This window comes from Murdochiella massiliensis, assembly GCF_900059565.1.
Lineage (GTDB): Bacteria > Bacillota > Clostridia > Tissierellales > Peptoniphilaceae > Murdochiella > Murdochiella massiliensis.
Genome location: NZ_FIZW01000002.1, coordinates 1,251,304 through 1,269,835, shown reverse-complemented (window position 1 = coordinate 1,269,835; position 18,532 = coordinate 1,251,304). Strand labels below are relative to the sequence as shown.

The window sequence follows — 18,532 nt, the reverse complement described above, 5'->3', positions numbered from 1 at the left end:
TTACTCCTCTTTCTGCTCATCGCCCGACTTCCGTTTTGCTTCGTGTTGAAAATAGTCCCAAACCGACTGCGCTGCGGAATGGGTCATCCCTTCGACCGCGGAAAGATCCTCCACCGACGCATCCTTGATCTTTTCGATGGATCCGAAGGCACGAAGCAAGGCCGTGCGGCGCTTCTTGCCGATTCCTGCAATGCCGTCCAAGGCGGATTGTGTCATGGCACCGGAGCGCAGCCGTCTGTGATACGTAATCGCAAACCGATGCACTTCTTCCTGTACAACATAAAGAAAATGATACAGCGGCGAACGGGTATCGAGTTCCCACTCCCGTTCCTTATAAAACAGAGCACGGGTCACATGGCGATCGTCTTTGACCATGCCGACAACGGGAATATCCAGATTTTGTGCGCGAAGCACATCCTCCGCCACGTGCACATGCCCTTTTCCTCCATCCATCAGGATGACGGAAGGCAAAACGCCGAATCCGGTATTGGTTTTTCCTTCGGCTCGGTCACGCAAGCCGTGAGCAAATCGCCGGGAAAGCATTTCGCGCTGTGAGGCGTAATCATCACTGCCTTCCACGCTTTGAATTTTGAACTTGCGGTATTCCTTCGGCTCTTTGCGTTCCCGATGAAAGACCACCATCGCTCCGACGTTCTGTACCCCGGAAACATTGGATACGTCATACGCCTCGACACGGGAAAGTTCGCGGCCGACAATGGTTTCTAATGCGCGAATCCCTGCATCCTTGTTACGCTCTTTTCGCTCCTCGCGCGCAAGCGCTTTCGTTAGTTGCTCCTCGGCATTGGCCTGCGCCGTGCGCAGAAGAGCCAGCTTATCGCCTCGTTTCGGCACCCGCAATTGCACTGCGCGTCCTTTTCGCTCGCTCAGGAACGCGGCAATGGCCGTTTCCTCCTCGGGCATCACCGCTAAAAAGAGTTCGCCCGGAATGTATGTCGCGTCCAGATAAAACTGTTTTAGAAAGGAAGCCAGGATCGCTTTTTCTTCCTCCTGGTATTCTTCCTGAATCCGAAAGGTGCGTCGATCCACGACCTTTCCGCCGCGAACGAAAAAGACCTGCATAATCACCTGCGCACCGCTGCGAGCCATGGCAATCACGTCCGCATCTTTTCCTCGCGCCAACGTCACCTTCTGTTTTTCCTGCAGAGCATCGAGATTGTAAAGCGCATCCCGAAAGCGCGCCGCCCGTTCATAGTCAAGCGCCTCGGATGCCGCAACCATCTCCTGTGTCCACTGTGTGCGAATCGTCCGGTCGTTTCCTTTGAGCACTTCTTCCACCTGATGCACCTGTTCCAGGTAGTCCTCTTCGTTCGCCAAGCCCACACAAGGCGCGGGACACTGCCCCAAGTCATAATTGAGACAAGGCCTTTTCAGACGCGCACCACGATCGAAATCAAGACGGCAGGTGCGCAGACCGAAAAGGCGCTGAAAAAGACGGATGGTGTCATTGACGGCATAGGCGTTCGGAAACGGGCCGAAGTATTTTGCGCCGTCCGATTTTACCTGCCGCACTTTAAGAAGGCGCGGATAACGTTCCTGCGGAATACAGATATAGGGATATTGCTTGTCGTCGCGAAGCAGAATGTTGTAATGCGGCCGGTGCTGTTTGATGAAATTAGATTCCAATACCAGCGCTTCTACCTCATTGTCCACAACGATGTATTCAAAATGATCCACGTGCTCCACCATGGCAAGCACTTTTGGGCTCTTGCCATGGGAGGAGGGCGTGAAATAAGAACGCACACGCCGGCGCAGCGAAATAGCCTTTCCCACATAAATGATGACATTGTGGGCATCGCGCATCAGATATACACCCGGCGATTCCGGCACGCGTTTCAGTTCCTCGGAAAAATCCTTCATTCCCTCGTCTCGCGTTCAAGCGGCTTGCAGCGTGCAGACAGGTAGTGGAGGTCTTCGTCTTCCAGATGCGGAGAAAGTTTTTCGTAGCACGTAGCGTTGTACTCGTTAAGCCATTGCAGCTCGTCATCCGTAAGCATGTCCACATTAACCGGTCGCGTATCGATGGGCACCCAGGTCAAAGCCTCCAGGGCATACCATGTGCCGAACTCGTTCGTTTCCTTCTCTACGCAGAGCGTGATGGATTCGATGCGAATGCCGTGTTTGCCGGCAATGTAGAGGCCCGGTTCCATCGAGGTGACCATGCCCGGAGCCAACTCGACAATGCCGCCCCCTCTCGGAACATTTGTAAACGACTGCGGACCTTCGTGGACAGCCAAAATGTGACCCACGCCGTGGCCTGTGCCGTGGAAATAGGTCTTTTTCGCCTGATACAGTGGAGACATGGCAAGAGAAGAAACGTAGATGCCCGGCGTTCCCTTCGGAAAAACGGCCGTCATGCCGGCAATATGCGCCTTCAACACCAACGTGTAATCTTCACGTTCCTCGTCAGTCACCTGCCCCATAGCTACGGTTCGGGTAATGTCCGTCGTGCCTTCCAGATAATGACCGCCGCTATCCACCAGCAGCATCCCCTTGGGTTCAATGGTGGCGGTGGTTTTGCTCAGCATCGGATCATAATGAACAATCGCCGCATTGGGCCCGTAGCCAATGATTGCGCCGAAGCTGTCCATCAGGAAATTCTTCTGCTCCGCACGCAATTCATGCAATTTGCGTACCGCCGCACGCTCATTAACCGAACGTGACGGTGCGCCGGTTTCCACCCAGTTGAAGAACTTGACCAACGCGACACCGTCTTTAATGTATGCCTCTTTCATGTTGGAAATTTCGGTTTCGTTTTTGATGGCCTTCATCAGCGAGGTGAGGTTTGTTCCCTGCTGAATCTTCACGTTTTCACGCAGGCAACGGAAAAGCGTAATGCTCGTATAGTCGGGGTCGAGATACACGATCTTCTGTCCGGCAATTTCCGCCAAAGCGGATCCAATCGAATCGTAATCTAAGATCTCAACGCCGGCTTCCGCCAAGTTCGTCTGAATTTCCGGGGTTATCTTTTCCATGTTCACAAAGAGCTTGGCTTCGTCTTCCGAAACGAGAGCGTAGCTCAATACCACCGGGGTGTCTTCCACGTCATACCCGCGAATATTGTAAAGATACGCGATATCATCCAGGCCGCTGATAAAGGTATAATCGCAATCGCGATCGCGTAGCATAAAGCGCAGAATGCGCAATTTCTCCTCGATCGTGGCGCCGGAATACGTCTTGTCCAGGAAAAATGCCTGTCTTGAAGGCAGTTCCGGACGATCGGTCCATATGTCGGCAATATAGTCGACATCAATAACCAGAACGCGTTTACCCATGGCCTCTGCCAGCTTACGATAGCGTGAAACCGAGAAGCACATTCCGTCAAAGCCGATTTTCCCAAAAGGAGAGACCTTCTCCCGCAGGAAATCTTCCATCTTCTGATCGATTCCCATGCGATAGAGGGTGATTCCCGATCCCTTCAGCTGCTGCTCAGCCTGCAGAAAATAACGACTGTCGGTCCAAAGACCGGCTTCGTTTCTGGTTACCACCAGTGTGCCGGCGGAGCCTGTGAATCCACTCATAAAAACGCGCGTTTTATAATAATCCGGCACGTATTCCGATTGGTGCGGGTCTGCTGTAGGAACGATGTACGCTTCCAAGTCTCGTTGTGCCATTTTCTTGCGCAAGGCATCCAAGCGTTCTGTGATCGTCATAATGCTCCTTTCTGCCGTATCGGCAAAATCCACGGCCGACATTTCGCCGTCTAATCAACGTTATACATTAAAGCGGAAATGCACAATGTCTCCATCGCGCATGATGTACTCTTTTCCTTCCAAGCGCAATTTCCCCGATTCGCGAATTGCCGCCATGGAGCCAGCTTCCATAAAATCCGTATAGGAGAAAATCTCGGCGCGAATGAACCCGCGCTGAATATCCGAATGAATTTTTCCGGCCGCTTCCCAAGCGCTCGTCCCCTTTGCAATCGTCCAGGCACGCGATTCATCCTCTCCCGTAGTGAGAAAAGACATCAAACCCAAAAGATCATAGGATGCGACGATGAGCCGATCCAGTCCCGACTGGCTGAACCCCATCATAGCCAAAAATTCGGCACGCTCTTCTTCATCCAATTGTGCAATTTCCGCCTCGGTTTTGGCGGAAATCACTACCACGCGAGCCTGTTCCGTTCGAGCGAAATCACGGATCTTTTGCACGTTCTCGTTTGTTGCACCGTCATCTGCACAGTCTTCTTCCGCGACATTGGCCACATAGATCACTGGCTTCACCGACAACAGCTGATAGGAGCTGAGCAGCTTCTTTTCTTCGTCATTGAGCTCCAGGACACGCGCCGATCGACCCTCTTCCAACACTGCCTTAATGCGCTGCAAAAGATCTACCTCGGGACGCACTTCTTTATCCGCTTTCGCCTGCTTCTCTTTTTTGACCAGAATGCGGTCGATCTGTTCCAAATCCGACAGGATAAGCTCCAGGTTGATGGTTTCAATGTCGCGCAAAGGATCTACGGAGCCGTCGACATGCGTCACATTCTCGTCTTCGAAGCAGCGCAACACCTCGACGATGGCTTCGCACGTGCGGATATCGCCCAGAAATTTATTTCCAAGGCCTTCTCCTTTGCTCGCTCCACGCACCAAGCCGGCGATATCGTAAAATTCGATGACCGCCGGAATGACTTTCTTCGATGAAAAACGCTCCGCCAGAACATGAAGGCGCTCATCCGGCACCTCCACCAGGCCGATATTGGGCTCTATCGTATTAAAAGGGTAGTTTTCCGCCGGCACGCCGGCATGGGTTATCGCATTAAAAAGCGTAGATTTCCCGACGTTCGGCAAACCGACGATACCTAATTTCATATTTTCTTACAACTCCTTTATTTTCAAGGGCTCCGAGCGTTCCCTTCGGCGTTTTACGCCATTTCTGCGCCATTTTCACGCCATTCTGTACGCCATTTTTACGCCATTTTGTAAAATCTTACAAGAACAGCGGCAGGAAAATCAGCGATACCGTCGTCATCAGTTTAATCAGAATATTGATGGACGGACCGGACGTATCTTTGAACGGATCGCCGACCGTATCGCCGGTGACGGCCGCTTTATGGGCATCGCTGCCCTTTCCGCCATAAACACCCGTTTCGATGTATTTTTTAGCATTATCCCAGGCACCGCCGGCATTGGCCATCATGATGGCCAGCAAAACACCGGTAATCAGCGCGCCGACCAGAAGGCCGCCGAGCGCTTCGACACCAATGAGCATACCCACCAAAAGGGGAGCGGCAACCGCTAACAAGCCCGGAAGAATCATTTTTCGCAAGGAAGCCTGCGTCGAAATATCAATGCAACGACCGTAATCCGGATTAGCTGTCCCCTGCATAATGCCCGGGCTCTTACGGAATTGTTCGCGCACTTCTTCGACCATCGCATTGGCCGCATCGCCGACGGCATTCATCGTCAGCGCACTGAACAGGAACGGTAGCATACCGCCGATAAACGCACCGGCAATCACTTGCGGCTGCGTAACATCCAAAGTCGAAAGTTGTGCATGTTGCGTATAAGAAGCAAACAGAGAAAGTGCAGTTAACGCTGCAGACCCGATGGCAAAGCCCTTTCCGATGGCAGCGGTGGTATTTCCTACAGAATCAAGTTTGTCCGTAATGGCACGGACGTTTTCCGGTAAAGCCGTCATTTCGGCAATGCCGCCGGCATTATCCGCTACCGGACCATAGGCATCAACCGCAATCGTCATAGCGCAAGTGGCCAACATACCCAGAGCGGCTAAGGAAATGGCATAAAGACCGGCGTTCGTTCCCATGCCGTTCATGCCCATGAAGGAAACGATAATACCGAGCGCAATCAGGAGAATAGGAATTGCAGTGGAGTTCATTCCTACCGAAAGACCGGCAATGATATTCGTTGCGGATCCGGTGGTGGATTCTTTGGCAATCTTTTTCACGAACGGAAAAGTTTCCGATGTGTAAACTTCGGTAATTTTGGAAATACCCAAGCCGACGGCGATGCCGCAAAGAACCGGAATGAACGGACGTACTTCTCCGAATACGATGAAGCTGAACAGCAAAGAGGTAACCAAAAGAATAGCGGACGAATACAAAGTGCCCAGATTCAGCGAACGCTGCGGATTATCCGAACCGCGAACCGATTGAATGCCCACGATGGCGGAAATCAACCCGCAGAACACTAAGGTCAGCGCATACTGCACGCCTTTTTCCTGGAAAGCCAGCGTACCGAGAGTAAGCGCCGACAAGATAGCACCAACATAGGATTCAAACAGGTCTGCGCCCATACCGGCAACGTCGCCGACGTTGTCGCCGACGTTATCTGCAATAACAGCGGGGTTGCGCGGATCATCTTCCGGAATGCCCGCCTCGACTTTACCAACCAGGTCGGCGCCGACATCTGCAGCCTTCGTGTATATGCCGCCGCCCACACGAGCAAACAGCGCCACAAAGGAGGCGCCAAGGCTGAAGCCCATGACAATGCTGGCATCATGGAAAATGAGATAGAAAAGGCTGACGCCAATAGCGCCGAGACCGACAACCACCAGCCCCATAACAGAACCGCTGAAAAACGCTACCTGCAGCGCTTCGTTGATCCCCTTCGTTGCCGCCGCGTTCGTCGTGCGCACGTTCGCCAACGTTGCCGCATTCATTCCAATGAAGCCGGCAAGCATCGAGAAAACGGCGCCAATCAGGAAACAAATGGCCGTAGACCAGGAGCTGAGGCCGAAACCGATTGCGAGAAAAACCACCACCATTAAGGCGGCGATCACCGTATACTCTCGACGCAAAAATGCGAAAGCACCGGCGCGGTTAAGGCTCGCGATGTGCGTCATCTCCTTTGTTCCAGCAGGAAGCCGCTGAATGATTTGCAGCTTCATCATGGCCAGCGCGATCGCGGCCGCGCCAACAATAATGGCAATAATCGCTAAAAAGTTCATGTTTACCTCCAAACAAGACTTCGCCGGATGATCATCCGGCCTTTTTTTCTATTATAGACAATCCTTTTGGACAATACCATTGCCCAGCGTGGGCAAAAGAAAAGAAAATTATAGGTTCTTACGCGCTTTGGGTATACAGGCGTGGAACGAAAGCGCCGGAGAAAAGGCGTAATTGTATCGGATGTTTAAGAAGAGCCGATAATGAAAATGATAGCGCCAATAAAAACAGCGCGAAACAACAAAAGGAGATACAAATGATCAAAGAATTTAAAGCCTTTATTGCGCGTGGAAACGTGCTGGACATGGCGGTTGGTCTGATTATGGGCGCCGCGTTCAAAGCAATTATCGATTCTCTGGTGGCGGATCTGATTACGCCGATTCTCAATGTCTTTCTAAACGGGGTCAACTTCAAAGAATGGACGATACAAGCCGGGCCGATTCTCTTTTCCGTCGGAAACTTTATTAACGCCGTTTTTTCCTTCCTCGTTATTGCCTTTGTGATGTTTCTTCTGATTAAAGCATTCAATAAAATGGCTCCGGCGAAAAAAGAAGAGGCTCCAACCACAAAAACTTGCCCCTATTGCAAATCCGAAGTGGCCATTGATGCAACGCGTTGTCCGCATTGCACGTCTACGCTGGAATAACAGACCTTTCGGGAAACAATATATTTGCTGATTGCATATTTTTCGATCGCTAAAAAACGACAAGCGACATGATTTTTAGATCATGTCGCTTCTTTTTTTACCAACCCTGCCCCTTTTTTTGCCAAATCGTCCGCCTCTTCGTTATAGGTGTTTCCGGTATGTGCCTTTACCTTAACAAAGCGAAGAGTAAGCTGTTCACGCACCGTTTTGGCCTTTTCGGCATATGCGCGCGTCAAGGGAACGTTGGTTTTCCATTCGCCTAATGCCCAGTGGCAAATACCGGCATAGTCGTGGTAGATGGTCAACGTTTTTGCGTGTTGAGCGAGGGCAAGATCCATCGCCTTCTCTGCACCGCGAAGCTCACCGGCAATATTGCGATGGCGGGCATGCTCATCCTTTCCCGAGCCGTAAAAGATTTCTTTTCCGTGCGCGGAAAAGAAGACGACGCCGTAGCCGAATGTTCGGGTTTTGCTGTTAAAAGAGCCATCCACATAGGCGTGGCACTCCCCTTCCGGAATGTTCTCCGGAATCGTGTTTTCGCTTGCCGCTGCAGCGTCTTGCATATACGCTTTCGCCTCTTCCTCGGTCGTAAATTTCTTAAATTGTGCGCCGGCATAGCCATGCACCTGCTCACGACAGGATGCCCAGGTGGAATAGATCCCTGGTTTTCTGCCGACGCGAACCGCATAATAGGTCATCGTCCACCTCAGCATTCCGGAAGGTCGCGACGCGTCCAATACGTGACCGAACCGGGCGCAACCGTAAACAGACCGAAGCCCTCATCGTCAATGGTGATGTCGGCATTTTTTCCGCTGCGGTCACAATAGACTTGACCTGCTTCCTGCTCACCAACGAACATCCGTTCTTCATCCATATCTCCTGTGGAAATCAGGACAGCCAGCGGATAGGGATGTTCCTCATTGCCCCGACGCACCCAACCGATCTTCGTCGGCGTCACCCAATAATCATCCTGCTCGCCATAGGCGAATTCCTTCCGCACATCCATCAACGAAAGCAGGGCTTCTTTTACGCCCGGATACTCCGCCGAAGGAATACCATAATAATCGCCGGCAAATACGCAGGGATAACCGTCACGACGCAAAAGAATGAGTGCGTAGGCAATTTCCTTAAACCACGGATCCACCCAGCTTTCCAGCGCCTGTCCGGGTTGCGAATCGTGATTATCCACAAACGTCACGGCTTGCACAGGATTTGTCGCTACCAAGGTGTCATCAAAGATTTGGCGTATATCATAGTCTTCATTGCGCGAAGCCTCGGCAAAATGGAAATGCAACGGCACGTCGAACAGATGGACGTTATAATCTGTCTCCTCCAGATAATGCTTCATCTTGCTTTCACTGTTTTTCCAGTACTCGCCGACAAAGAAAAAATCGGGGTTATAGTCGAGAATAAAGGCCGAGAGGCGATCAATAAATCCCGTATCAATGTGTTTCAACGCATCATAGCGGAAACCGTCATAGCCGATGGCATCAATCATGAAATAGGCAACATCCATCAGCTCCTTCTGCACATCGGGGTGCGCAACGTCAATGTCGGCATTCATCAGATAATCGAAGTTACCCTTCTCCGAATCGGTATCGTCCGACCAATACTTGCCGTCCCCCAAAATGCGGAAAATGGCGGTCGTATCGGTGTGCTGGTCATAATCGACGCCCGTAAAATGGTAAAAATGCCACTGAAAGGTTGAATATTTTCCTTTGCGACCGGGAAACGTGAATTTCGTCCACGCCTCGATGTCATGCGCCTCGCCGACATCCTTTGTGCGGTCGTTCTGATCGACCATCACCGCGCGAAAAACTTCTGTCTCATCCGCACCGCCCTTGTGATTAAAGACCATATCAGCATAGACGGCAATATGGTGATCATGCAACGCTTTGATACAGGCCTCCAGTTCTTCGCGTGTCCCATATTTCGTTCGCACGGTGCCTTTCTGGTCAAACTCACCCAAGTCCCAGTAGTCGTAACTGCCGTAGCCGACGTCCTGATCGCTCGTGCCTTTATGGGCAGGTGGCATCCACACCGCTGTCACGCCCATGTTTTCCATCGCTTCCGCCATTTCCGCCAACCGACGATAGAACGACCCGTCCGCCGGATATTCCCAGTCAAATGACTGTACCATTACCCCGTTAATTGCCATGTGAAGTCCTTTCTTGTGCGTTTCCATCAACGCAGCTGCACGCCTTATCCTCATACCAAGGTCTTCGTGCCTTTTTATTCTACCCGAGATCGGTCTTTTTTTCTTCTAGGAATGTATAATGCCTTATTTCGACACCGAAATATTCGTCTATTACGTAAACGGCAAGAGATTGAATTTAACAGTTAAAAAGTAGAAGCGTTTCCTCTTAAACGTAATCAATAATGTTTGATTTTCACCAGATAGTCGCGCATAATAGTACTATGAGGTGAAAAAATGATAAAAACAACGGCTATGCTTTTAGAACAACTAAACGAATATGCCTCTCCGAAATCGAAGCTACAGCGAATGGTAAAACGTGGCGAATACTTTCCGATAACGAAGGGGCTGTATGAAACGGAGCCAAATGTTCCCGCACACTTTCTTGCCGGCAGCATATATGGGCCGTCCTACATTTCGTTTGCCTTTGCCCTAAGTTACTATGCTCTAATCCCTGAGGCTGTATATGTCGTAACCAGCGCAACCTTTGAAAAGAAGAAGAAAAAAAAGTATCAAACCTCTTTCGGAACTTTTACCTATCGTGATGTGCCCTCTGAAGCCTTTCCATTGGGTCTGCGTGTTGTGCAAGAAGGAGACTATTTTTATCGCATCGCGGAACCGGAAAAAGCGCTATGTGATCAGCTCTATACGATCTCTCCTGTCCCAAACCAAAAGGAACTGCAACGTTTGCTGACAGAAGATTTACGCATCGAATCCGCCGCAATCAAAAATTTAAATAAAGAAAAAATAGCCTCCTACAGCAATGCTTATCACAGTACAAACGTCAAAAGACTCGACGCACTATTAAGGAGATTTTAAATTGAACCGATCGATCGAACAAATGCTGAAAAATTATAGTGTACATACTGTCTATGACAAGAAAAATGCGATGAAGGAAATTATGCAAGAAATCGTTTTATGCGGTTTATCTCGCGCAGGATTCTTTAAGCAAGCTGCCTTTTACGGCGGAACTGCCTTGAGAATTTTTTATGGGCTGGATCGTTTTTCTGAGGATTTAGATTTTTCTCTCGAAGAAAAAAATCCCGCTTTTGATCTCTCTGCTTTCTTTCCTCAACTGAAAAAAGAGGTGAGTGCATTTGGATTAAATGTTGAAATTTCTGAAAAAGAAAAAACAAAAGACAGTTCAATTCGTTCGGCCTTTTTGAAGGGCAACACAAAGGAGCATCTTTTGTTGTTCTATGCAGATGATCCGATTACAACAAATATTGCAAAAAACGAAGTCGTAAAAATAAAATTTGAAGTGGACGTCTGCCCACCATCCTTTGCAACTTTTGAACATCGCTATCGCTTGTTACCCATTCCCTATGAAGTAAAGCTATATGATATGTCCTCCCTTTTTGCAGGAAAAGTCCACGCGGTTCTATGTCGAGCATGGCAAAGTCGGATAAAAGGAAGGGATCTCTATGATTACGTCTTCTATCTCTCCCGAGGGGCAAAACTTAATCGCCGACACTTATGCGAGCGATTAATTGACTCCGGCGCAATTCCTGCAGAGACGGAATGTTCTTTAGCAGAGGTAAAACAAATGCTGAAAGAACGATTCGATACGATCGATTTTGTTCAAGCCAAACGTGATGTCGAGCCTTTCGTACAAGACCCCTCCACATTAGAAGTATGGAGTTCTTCTTTCTTCAAGCAGATTACAGAAAATTTGTCCGAAATATAGTACTTAAAAATACGCATTCTCCTCTTGACGCGCCTTCCACGGTTAGAGTAATATAGCACGGATAAGCCGCTATGCTGCGGCAAAAGCGAAAGGAGTGGCCATGAACAAGCTGAAGCTCGTGAATGGAACGGTCTTTTATCAGGATCATTTGCAGAGAATGGATGTCACCATTGAAAACGGACGTATTGTTCGTCTCGATCCTTCGTCTTTTTCCACTGAAGCGCTTTCCTGTTCCCGCGATTCTAAAAATCGTGCCCACGGTGTTCAAAATCATTTCGCAGTTTCCCAAAAAAATCATGAATACGTGATGGATTGTTCTTCCCTTCACTTGTTTCCCGGTTTCGTTGATTTGCACGTGCATTTCCGCGAACCGGGTTTTTCGTATAAGGAAACCATCGAGACGGGCAGTAAGGCAGCGGCGCACGGCGGATACACCGTATGCTGTACCATGCCGAATCTGCGTCCCGTTCCCGATTCGTGGGAAAACCTGGAAGCGCAACGTGAAGTGATTCGGCAGCATGCCGTCGTGCATGTGCTTCCCTACGGAGCCATTACGTGTGGAGAAAAGGGCGAAACGCTCGCGGATTTTGAAGCGCTCGCTCCCTATGTGGTCGGCTTTACGGACGACGGGGTCGGCGTGGCGAACGGTGCGCGCATGCGGGAAGCCATGCTGGCTGCAAAAGCGCTGGGAAAGCCTATTGTTGCCCATGCCGAGGATCTTCCGCTCGTGCGCGGCGGCGTCATTCACGACGGTACATACGCCAAGCGACACAACCTTCCCGGCAATCCGTCGGAAAGTGAATGGAAACAGGTGGAACGGGATATTGCCTTGGCCGAAGAAACCGGCGCACGCTACCACGTCTGCCATATTTCTACGAAAGAATCCGTTGCGCTCGTGCGTGACGCCAAAAAGCGGGGCCTTGCCGTTACCGGCGAAACGGGGCCGCATTATCTCACCATGACCGATGAAGATCTCGAGGACGACGGGCGCTTTCGCATGAATCCGCCCATTCGCTCCGGTGCGGATCGCGAGGCGCTCATAGAGGCGCTGGCGGACGAAACGCTTTTGGCCGTCGCCACCGATCACGCGCCCCATGCCGAGGAAGAAAAAGCACGCGGTCTCGCGCATAGCGCAAACGGCATCGTCGGGCTGGAAACCGCCTTTTCGGTTCTCTACACACGCTTGGTGCTGACGGGAAAACTCTCTTTAGAACGCTTGCTTCATGCGATGAGTTTGGGTCCGGCAACAGCCTTCTCGCTTTCTTCTATTAAAGAAGCGAAGGAAAGTATTGGCATCGCAACCGGCATCGAACCGGGTGCCCCCGCGGATCTCTGTATTTGGGATCTTAACGCCGCTACGACCATCGACCCGGAAACCTTCCTTTCCAAAGGACGGGCAACGCCGTTTGCCGGCTGGACGGTACGCGGTGTATGTCAGGCTACGCTGGTGGGCGGAGAGATCGCCTATGAAGATCCGAGCTGGAAGGAGCGCCGCCTTGACTGAATTTCGCATTGTTTCGCACCGTCTCGTCGCGAAAGACACGTATGAGCTTCGCCTGGCCGGAGACACTCACGCCATGCACACGCCCGGACAATTCCTGGCGCTTCGTCTGCCCGGCTTCTTCCTTCGTCGCCCGATGTCCGTCAGCGACTGGGATGCCGAAGGACTGCGCCTCTTTTATAAAGTCGTCGGCAAAGGCACTGCCGCCTTGTCCACGATCACCGAGGAAACGCTGGATGCGCTCGTCGGTCTGGGCAACGGCTTTACGCTTTCCGACAGTGAGGGCAAGACCCCGGTATTGATCGGCGGCGGCGTGGGCGTTCCGCCCCTCTTCGGGCTCGCCAAAGCCTTGATTGCGCAGAAAAAGACGCCCGTGGTGCTCTTGGGCTTCAATACCAAAGACGAAATTTTCCTCGCGGACGACTTTCGTGCCCTGGGGTGCCGAGTAGAACTTTTCACCATGGACGGGAGCACCGGCACGCAGGGAACCGTTCTTCCGGGCGTGGAGGCACTTTGCAAAACGCATCGTCCAGAAGGGCTCTATATCTATTCCTGCGGCCCGATGCCGATGTTTCGCGCTCTTTTTGCCACCATGCAGGAAAAGGGAATGGACGGTGCGTTCAGTTTAGAAGAGCGCATGGGCTGTGCGGTCGGCGTATGTATGGGCTGCACGGTGGAAACGACCAACGGTCCACGCCGTGTCTGCAAAGAAGGGCCGGTATTCCGAAAGGAGGAGTTGCCATGGGCATGAACGAACGCATTGTAGCGCGGAAAACACCGCGCCTTGCCGTCTCCTTTGCGGGGTTGACCCTGGATAATCCGCTGATTCCGGCAAGTGGCTGTTACGGTTTCGGCTATGAACGTGCCGATGCGCTGGATCCGGATTTTTTCGGCACCATTGCCCTGAAGGGCACCACGCGAGAAGCTCGATTCGGCAACCCTCTTCCCCGTATTGCGGAAAGCGCCTCGGGAATGCTCAATGCCGTGGGATTGCAAAATCCCGGCGTGGACCGGGTGATTGCCGAAGAACTTCCGAAGCTGGCGGCTGTTTCGCACAAAGGCATGATCGCCAACGTTGCCGGCTTTTCGGTGGACGACTATGTCGATGTAGCCAAAAAGATGGACGCGCAGAAACAGATTGCCGCGATTGAGCTCAACATCAGCTGCCCCAACGTACATAGCGGCGGCATGGAATTCGGCGTACATCCCGAAACAGCGAAAGCGGTGACCGCAGCGGTTAAAGCCGTCCTTCATAAGCCGCTCTTCGTCAAGTTGACGCCCAATGTGACGGATATTGTCGCCATGGCGCGCGCTGCCGTGGAGGGCGGTGCCGACGGGTTAACCCTCATCAACACCGTCAAAGCGATGCGCATCGACTGGAAAAAACGCGCGCCGCTTCTGGCCAACGGCACCGGTGGACTATCCGGGCCCGCCATTTTCCCCATTGCGCTGCGCATGGTCTACGACGTGTATGCAGCCGTTTCGGTGCCGATCATCGGCTGCGGCGGTGTGCAGACGGCGGAAGATGTCGTCGAGATGATGATGGCCGGTGCATCTGCCGTGCAGATTGGAGCTTCCGGATTGGCGGATCCCGACATATGGGATGCTCTGCTGACCGACCTCGAAGCCATGCCGGATCGTCTGGGTGTGGAAAATCTGTCGGAAATTATCGGTACAGCGCATCCCGAAAACGCTTCAAAAAAGTAAGCCTGTGTCACAGCAGAAACACGAACCCCGGAAAGGATGTAACATGAAATCGGTCATTATCGCCTTAGACTTTGCCGATCGCCACGAAACGATGACGTTTCTTCATTCCTTTCGCGACGAAAAGCCGTTTGTGAAAATCGGCATGGAGCTCTTCTACGCGGAGGGCGCGGACATCGTGCGCGAGATCAAAGATTTGGGCTATCCCATCTTTTTGGATCTGAAAGTGCATGATATTCCCCACACCGCCGAATGCGCCTTGCGTCAGCTGCACCGCTTGCAGGTGGATATGACCAATGTGCATGCCGCCGGAGGAAGTGACATGATGCGCGCTGCGCGTGAAGGCTATCCCGATGGGATTTTGCTGGCGGTCACGCAGCTGACTTCCACCTCGCAGGAAACCATGAATCGGGAATTGGGCATTGCCGGTGATATCAACGACGTCATCGTGCAATATGCTTCGTTAGCTAAGGCCTCCGGACTTAACGGCGTGGTCTGTTCGCCGCTGGAATCGCCCATGGTACATGAAGCGCTCGGAGATGCTTTTCTGACGGTTACGCCGGGCATTCGCTTTGCCGAAGGCAGTAAAGACGACCAGAAGCGCGTGACGACACCGGAAATGGCCCAAAGTCTTGGCAGCAACTACATCGTGGTCGGCCGTTCCATCACCAAGGCCGAGGATCCGGTTGCCGCCTATCATCAGGCGCTCGCCGCTTTTCGCGGAAAAGCCGAACAATAGACGCCGGTTTCGCTACTTGCAGCAAACGCTACTTGCAGCAAAACAAAGATCGAATGTACTTTCGATCGAGACGAACTCCGAAAGCATAGCAGATCGAAAGAAAAGGAAGGAGAAACCATGGAAGGAAATCAACGAGAAGCGATCGCTCGCGATTTACTGGACATCGGTGCCGTTTTTCTGCGCCCCGAACTGCCCTTCACCTGGGCAAGCGGCATCCACAGTCCCATCTATACGGATAACCGCCTGATTTTATCTGCACCAACCGTGCGTGAACAGGTGGAGCAGGCCATCGCCGATACCGTAAAGCGCCGCTTTCCCGAAGCGCAGATGCTCATGGGAACGGCGACCGCCGGCATCGCTCATGCGGCCCTGGCCGCCGCGTTGCTGGGGTTGCCCATGGGCTATGTCCGTAGCGGCAATAAATCCCATGGACGCGAAAACCGTATTGAAGGAAAGTTGACGGCCGGTGAACGCGTCGTGGTCATTGAAGATCTCATTTCCACCGGCGGCAGCGTATTAGACGTCGTTCACGCTTTGCAGGATGCCGGCGCGGCAGTGCTGGGCATTGTCTGCATCTTTACCTATGGCATGCAAAAAAGTCGCGATGCCCTTTCCGCGGAAGGAATCGCGATAGAAAGTTTGACCGATTTTGACACCATCTTGGATGTTGCCGTTCACACCGGACGGCTTCCGGCCGAACAGGTTCCCCAGTTGAAACAATTTCGCGATCATCCCGCGGATGAATCGTGGATGGCGGGCATCGCCCGAAACCAGAAGGAGGAGTGAAATGCCGATGAAGGATTTGATTGACATCCAAGATCTCACCACCGAAGAGATTGACCAGCTCATCGCGGTGGCGGAGGAAATTATCGCCGATCCCGTGCGCTTCCAGGAAGTGTGCAAACACCGCGTGCTCGGCTCCCTATTCTATGAACCCTCAACCCGTACCCGATTAAGTTTCGAGTCGGCGATGCTCGCGCTGGGCGGCGATGTGATCGGGTTCTCCGAAGCCACATCCAGCTCCGTTGCCAAGGGCGAAAGTGTTGCGGATACGGCACGCACCGTAGAATGCTTTGCCGATATCATCGCCATGCGTCATCCCAAGGAAGGCGCGCCGTTTGTCGCCTCGCGTGCCGTAGATATTCCGGTCATCAATGCGGGTGACGGCGGCCACAATCATCCGACGCAGACGTTAACCGATCTGTTAACCATTCACCGCGAAATGGGTCGTCTCGACAACATGGTCGTCGGCTGCTGCGGAGACCTCAAATTCGGCCGCACCGTCCATTCCCTCATCGCGGCCATGAGCCGCTACCCCAACGTCCGCTTTGTGTTGATTTCGCCGGAAGAGCTGGTCATTCCGGAACACGTGCGCACGGAAATTTTGGAAAAACAAGGCATTCCGTTCAAAGAAATGCGCAAACTCAGCGACGCCATGCCGGAATTGGACATTCTATATATGACTCGCGTTCAGCGCGAACGGTTCTTCAACGAAGCGGATTATATCCGCCTGAAAGATACCTATATTCTTACGCCGGAACGTCTGGCGACGGCGAAGCCGACGATGCGCGTGCTGCACCCGCTGCCGCGTGTGAATGAGATTTCCGTCAAGGTGGACAGCGATCCGCGCGCCGCGTATTTCCGTCAGGTGAAAAACGGCCGCTTTATCCGTATGGCACTCATCATGAAATTATTGGGGGTAACAGCATGATTTTAGGCGATTTACACGAAGGCATTGTCATTGACCACATTCCCGTCGGTAAAGGCATGGTACTCTATCACTACTTAGGCCTCGATAAGCTCAACTCGCAGATTGCGCTCATCGAAAATGCCGTCAGCTCCAAGCGCGGCCAAAAGGATATTCTAAAAGTGGCCGAACACATCGACCTCGATTTCGACCTTCTCGGCTATTTTGATCCGCACATCACGGTCAATATCGTCCACAACGGCGAAATTGTCGAGAAGAAGCATCCGAAACTGCCGGAAACCATCACCAATATTTTGCATTGCCACAATCCGCGCTGCATTACGTCCATCGAGCAGGAGCTGGATCATGTCTTCCGCCTGACCGATCCGGAAACGAAAACCTATCGTTGCATCTATTGCGAAACGATCGGCAAGCCGGACGAGATGTAGCGTTTGCCACTGTTTGGAAGCAAAGGCACCCTTCTGAAAAGCAGGGTGCTTTTTATATGCTGATGAATGCCCGGCACGTGCTTTGTCTTTGCTGACGAATGCCAGGCACATGCTTTGTCTTTGCTGACGAATGCCAGGCACATGCTTTGTCTTTGCTAACGACTTCCAGGCACAAAAAAAGAAGCCTTTCGGCTTCTTGATAAGTGCGCACACCCGGCTTTGTGGCAGGCAACAAATCCGGCACGCCGGTCTTCCGCTCAACCATGGCTGCCTCGCAACACATGAAGAGAAACACTTAATGCTGCTTCCTTCCGGACCTGACATGGTTCATGCGCCTTCATTGTGCAAGACCATGGCGTCAGCACGGTCAACCGACACCTGCGATTCACCTTCTGCCCCGGGGCCGGGAATTCTACCCTGCTAAAGCGGATTGCAGGTACAGGGCACCGCTAACTCCCCATATAGTGCAACGGAGAGCGAGGGATTCGAACCCTCGATACGGGAATCCGTATACATGATTTCCAATCATGCTCCTTCGGCCACTCGGACAGCTCTCCACGCGAAAACGCGTTACCATAGAATTATAACAGAATGCGCGCGGCTGTCAAATGCAAAGTGCCATCCGAACCGCTCGTGTAATAACGGTCGGCAGGCCGCTGAGCAAAGGTTATAAAGGCGGTCGACGGCCTGCTGGGCAGAGTGTCGGCGGCCCGCTGGGCCGCCTTCCTTCTTTACTAAACACCGGCCGCAGGCCGATTCCTTATAGGCTCCTGCGGGCAAATTACGGATCATTTTGTCGCCTCTCGGTTTTGGCTCGTAATTGCGGCGAGCCATTTACGGGTCACTTCTCCACTCTGCCATTTTGATCCGTAATTGCGGCGACGGTTTTACGGGTCATTTCGCCACTTCTCGATTTCGGTCCGTAATTGCGGCGAGCCATTTACGGGTCACTTCTTCACTTCGCCATTTTGACCCGTAATTGCGGTGATGGCTTTACGGGTCA

At 52.1% G+C, this 18,532-nt stretch carries 16 protein-coding genes, 1 tRNA gene and 1 other RNA gene; 10 read left to right on the top strand and 8 right to left on the bottom strand.

The window, feature by feature from the left end; genetic code table 11:
• From uvrC to BN3910_RS07315, 4 genes are all read right to left on the bottom strand, one after another.
• On the bottom strand, positions 1-1,878 hold the full coding sequence (gene uvrC, locus BN3910_RS07330) for an excinuclease ABC subunit UvrC (RefSeq protein ID WP_066926062.1): 1,878 nt from the start codon (positions 1,876-1,878) through the stop codon (positions 1-3).
• Positions 1,875-3,671 (bottom strand): aminopeptidase P family protein, encoded by a 1,797-nt coding sequence (locus BN3910_RS07325; RefSeq protein ID WP_066926059.1) that lies wholly within the window; start codon positions 3,669-3,671, stop codon positions 1,875-1,877. Before BN3910_RS07325 ends, uvrC begins: the two co-directional genes overlap by 4 nt.
• A gap of 60 nt (positions 3,672-3,731) precedes the next feature.
• Positions 3,732-4,826 (bottom strand): redox-regulated ATPase YchF, encoded by a 1,095-nt coding sequence (ychF, locus tag BN3910_RS07320; RefSeq protein WP_066926056.1) that lies wholly within the window; start codon positions 4,824-4,826, stop codon positions 3,732-3,734.
• 118 nt (positions 4,827-4,944) lie between these two features.
• On the bottom strand, positions 4,945-6,924 hold the full coding sequence (locus BN3910_RS07315) for a sodium-translocating pyrophosphatase (protein ID WP_066926053.1): 1,980 nt from the start codon (positions 6,922-6,924) through the stop codon (positions 4,945-4,947).
• A gap of 254 nt (positions 6,925-7,178) precedes the next feature.
• On the opposite strand from BN3910_RS07315, the gene mscL reads away from it, so the two are divergent.
• Positions 7,179-7,568 (top strand): large conductance mechanosensitive channel protein MscL, encoded by a 390-nt coding sequence (gene mscL, locus BN3910_RS07310; protein ID WP_066926049.1) that lies wholly within the window; start codon positions 7,179-7,181, stop codon positions 7,566-7,568.
• Positions 7,569-7,648: 80 nt separating this feature from the next.
• Here mscL and BN3910_RS07305 read toward each other — a convergent pair whose 3' ends face one another.
• Positions 7,649-8,266, bottom strand: a complete 618-nt coding sequence (locus tag BN3910_RS07305; protein ID WP_066926046.1) for a ribonuclease H1 domain-containing protein — start codon at positions 8,264-8,266, stop codon at positions 7,649-7,651.
• A gap of 8 nt (positions 8,267-8,274) precedes the next feature.
• Positions 8,275-9,726 carry an alpha-amylase gene (locus tag BN3910_RS07300; RefSeq protein WP_066926043.1) on the bottom strand — a complete coding sequence of 484 codons (1,452 nt, stop codon included), beginning with the start codon at positions 9,724-9,726 and terminating at the stop codon, positions 8,275-8,277.
• Between the two features lie 273 nt (positions 9,727-9,999).
• Between BN3910_RS07300 and BN3910_RS07295 the strand changes: the two genes are divergently transcribed.
• From BN3910_RS07295 to BN3910_RS07255, 9 genes are all read left to right on the top strand, one after another.
• A complete protein-coding gene (locus BN3910_RS07295) occupies positions 10,000-10,581 on the top strand; it encodes a type IV toxin-antitoxin system AbiEi family antitoxin domain-containing protein (protein WP_066926040.1) in 582 nt (193 codons plus the stop codon).
• Position 10,582: 1 nt separating this feature from the next.
• The gene (locus BN3910_RS07290; protein WP_075968014.1) at positions 10,583-11,449 is read left to right on the top strand and encodes a nucleotidyl transferase AbiEii/AbiGii toxin family protein; all 867 of its coding nucleotides are present in this window, start codon (positions 10,583-10,585) and stop codon (positions 11,447-11,449) included.
• Positions 11,450-11,549: 100 nt separating this feature from the next.
• Positions 11,550-12,953, top strand: coding sequence for a dihydroorotase (locus BN3910_RS07285; RefSeq protein WP_066926037.1), 1,404 nt, complete (start codon positions 11,550-11,552; stop codon positions 12,951-12,953).
• Complete coding sequence (locus tag BN3910_RS07280; RefSeq protein ID WP_197457237.1) at positions 12,946-13,701, top strand: dihydroorotate dehydrogenase electron transfer subunit; 756 nt, start codon at positions 12,946-12,948, stop codon at positions 13,699-13,701. Before BN3910_RS07285 ends, BN3910_RS07280 begins: the two co-directional genes overlap by 8 nt.
• Positions 13,692-14,657: a dihydroorotate dehydrogenase gene (locus tag BN3910_RS07275; protein WP_082790356.1), complete on the top strand. Its 966-nt coding sequence runs from the start codon at positions 13,692-13,694 to the stop codon at positions 14,655-14,657. The genes BN3910_RS07280 and BN3910_RS07275 overlap by 10 nt, the downstream gene beginning before the upstream one ends.
• 43 nt (positions 14,658-14,700) lie before the next feature.
• Positions 14,701-15,393 (top strand): orotidine-5'-phosphate decarboxylase, encoded by a 693-nt coding sequence (gene pyrF, locus BN3910_RS07270; protein WP_066926031.1) that lies wholly within the window; start codon positions 14,701-14,703, stop codon positions 15,391-15,393.
• A gap of 117 nt (positions 15,394-15,510) precedes the next feature.
• On the top strand, positions 15,511-16,179 hold the full coding sequence (gene pyrE, locus BN3910_RS07265; RefSeq protein ID WP_066926029.1) for an orotate phosphoribosyltransferase: 669 nt from the start codon (positions 15,511-15,513) through the stop codon (positions 16,177-16,179).
• Between the two features lie 7 nt (positions 16,180-16,186).
• Positions 16,187-17,104, top strand: a complete 918-nt coding sequence (gene pyrB / locus BN3910_RS07260; RefSeq protein WP_066926308.1) for an aspartate carbamoyltransferase — start codon at positions 16,187-16,189, stop codon at positions 17,102-17,104.
• Entirely contained in the window at positions 17,101-17,529 is a 429-nt protein-coding gene (locus BN3910_RS07255; protein WP_066926026.1) for an aspartate carbamoyltransferase regulatory subunit, read from the top strand. The genes pyrB and BN3910_RS07255 overlap by 4 nt, the downstream gene beginning before the upstream one ends.
• Before the next feature lie 205 nt (positions 17,530-17,734).
• Here BN3910_RS07255 and ffs read toward each other — a convergent pair.
• Together ffs and BN3910_RS07245 are read right to left on the bottom strand one after the other, a co-directional pair.
• Positions 17,735-17,999, bottom strand: an RNA gene (ffs, locus tag BN3910_RS07250) — signal recognition particle sRNA large type.
• A tRNA-Ser gene (locus BN3910_RS07245) sits at positions 18,000-18,086 on the bottom strand. It lies immediately after the preceding RNA gene.
• Positions 18,087-18,532: the final 446 nt, after the last annotated feature.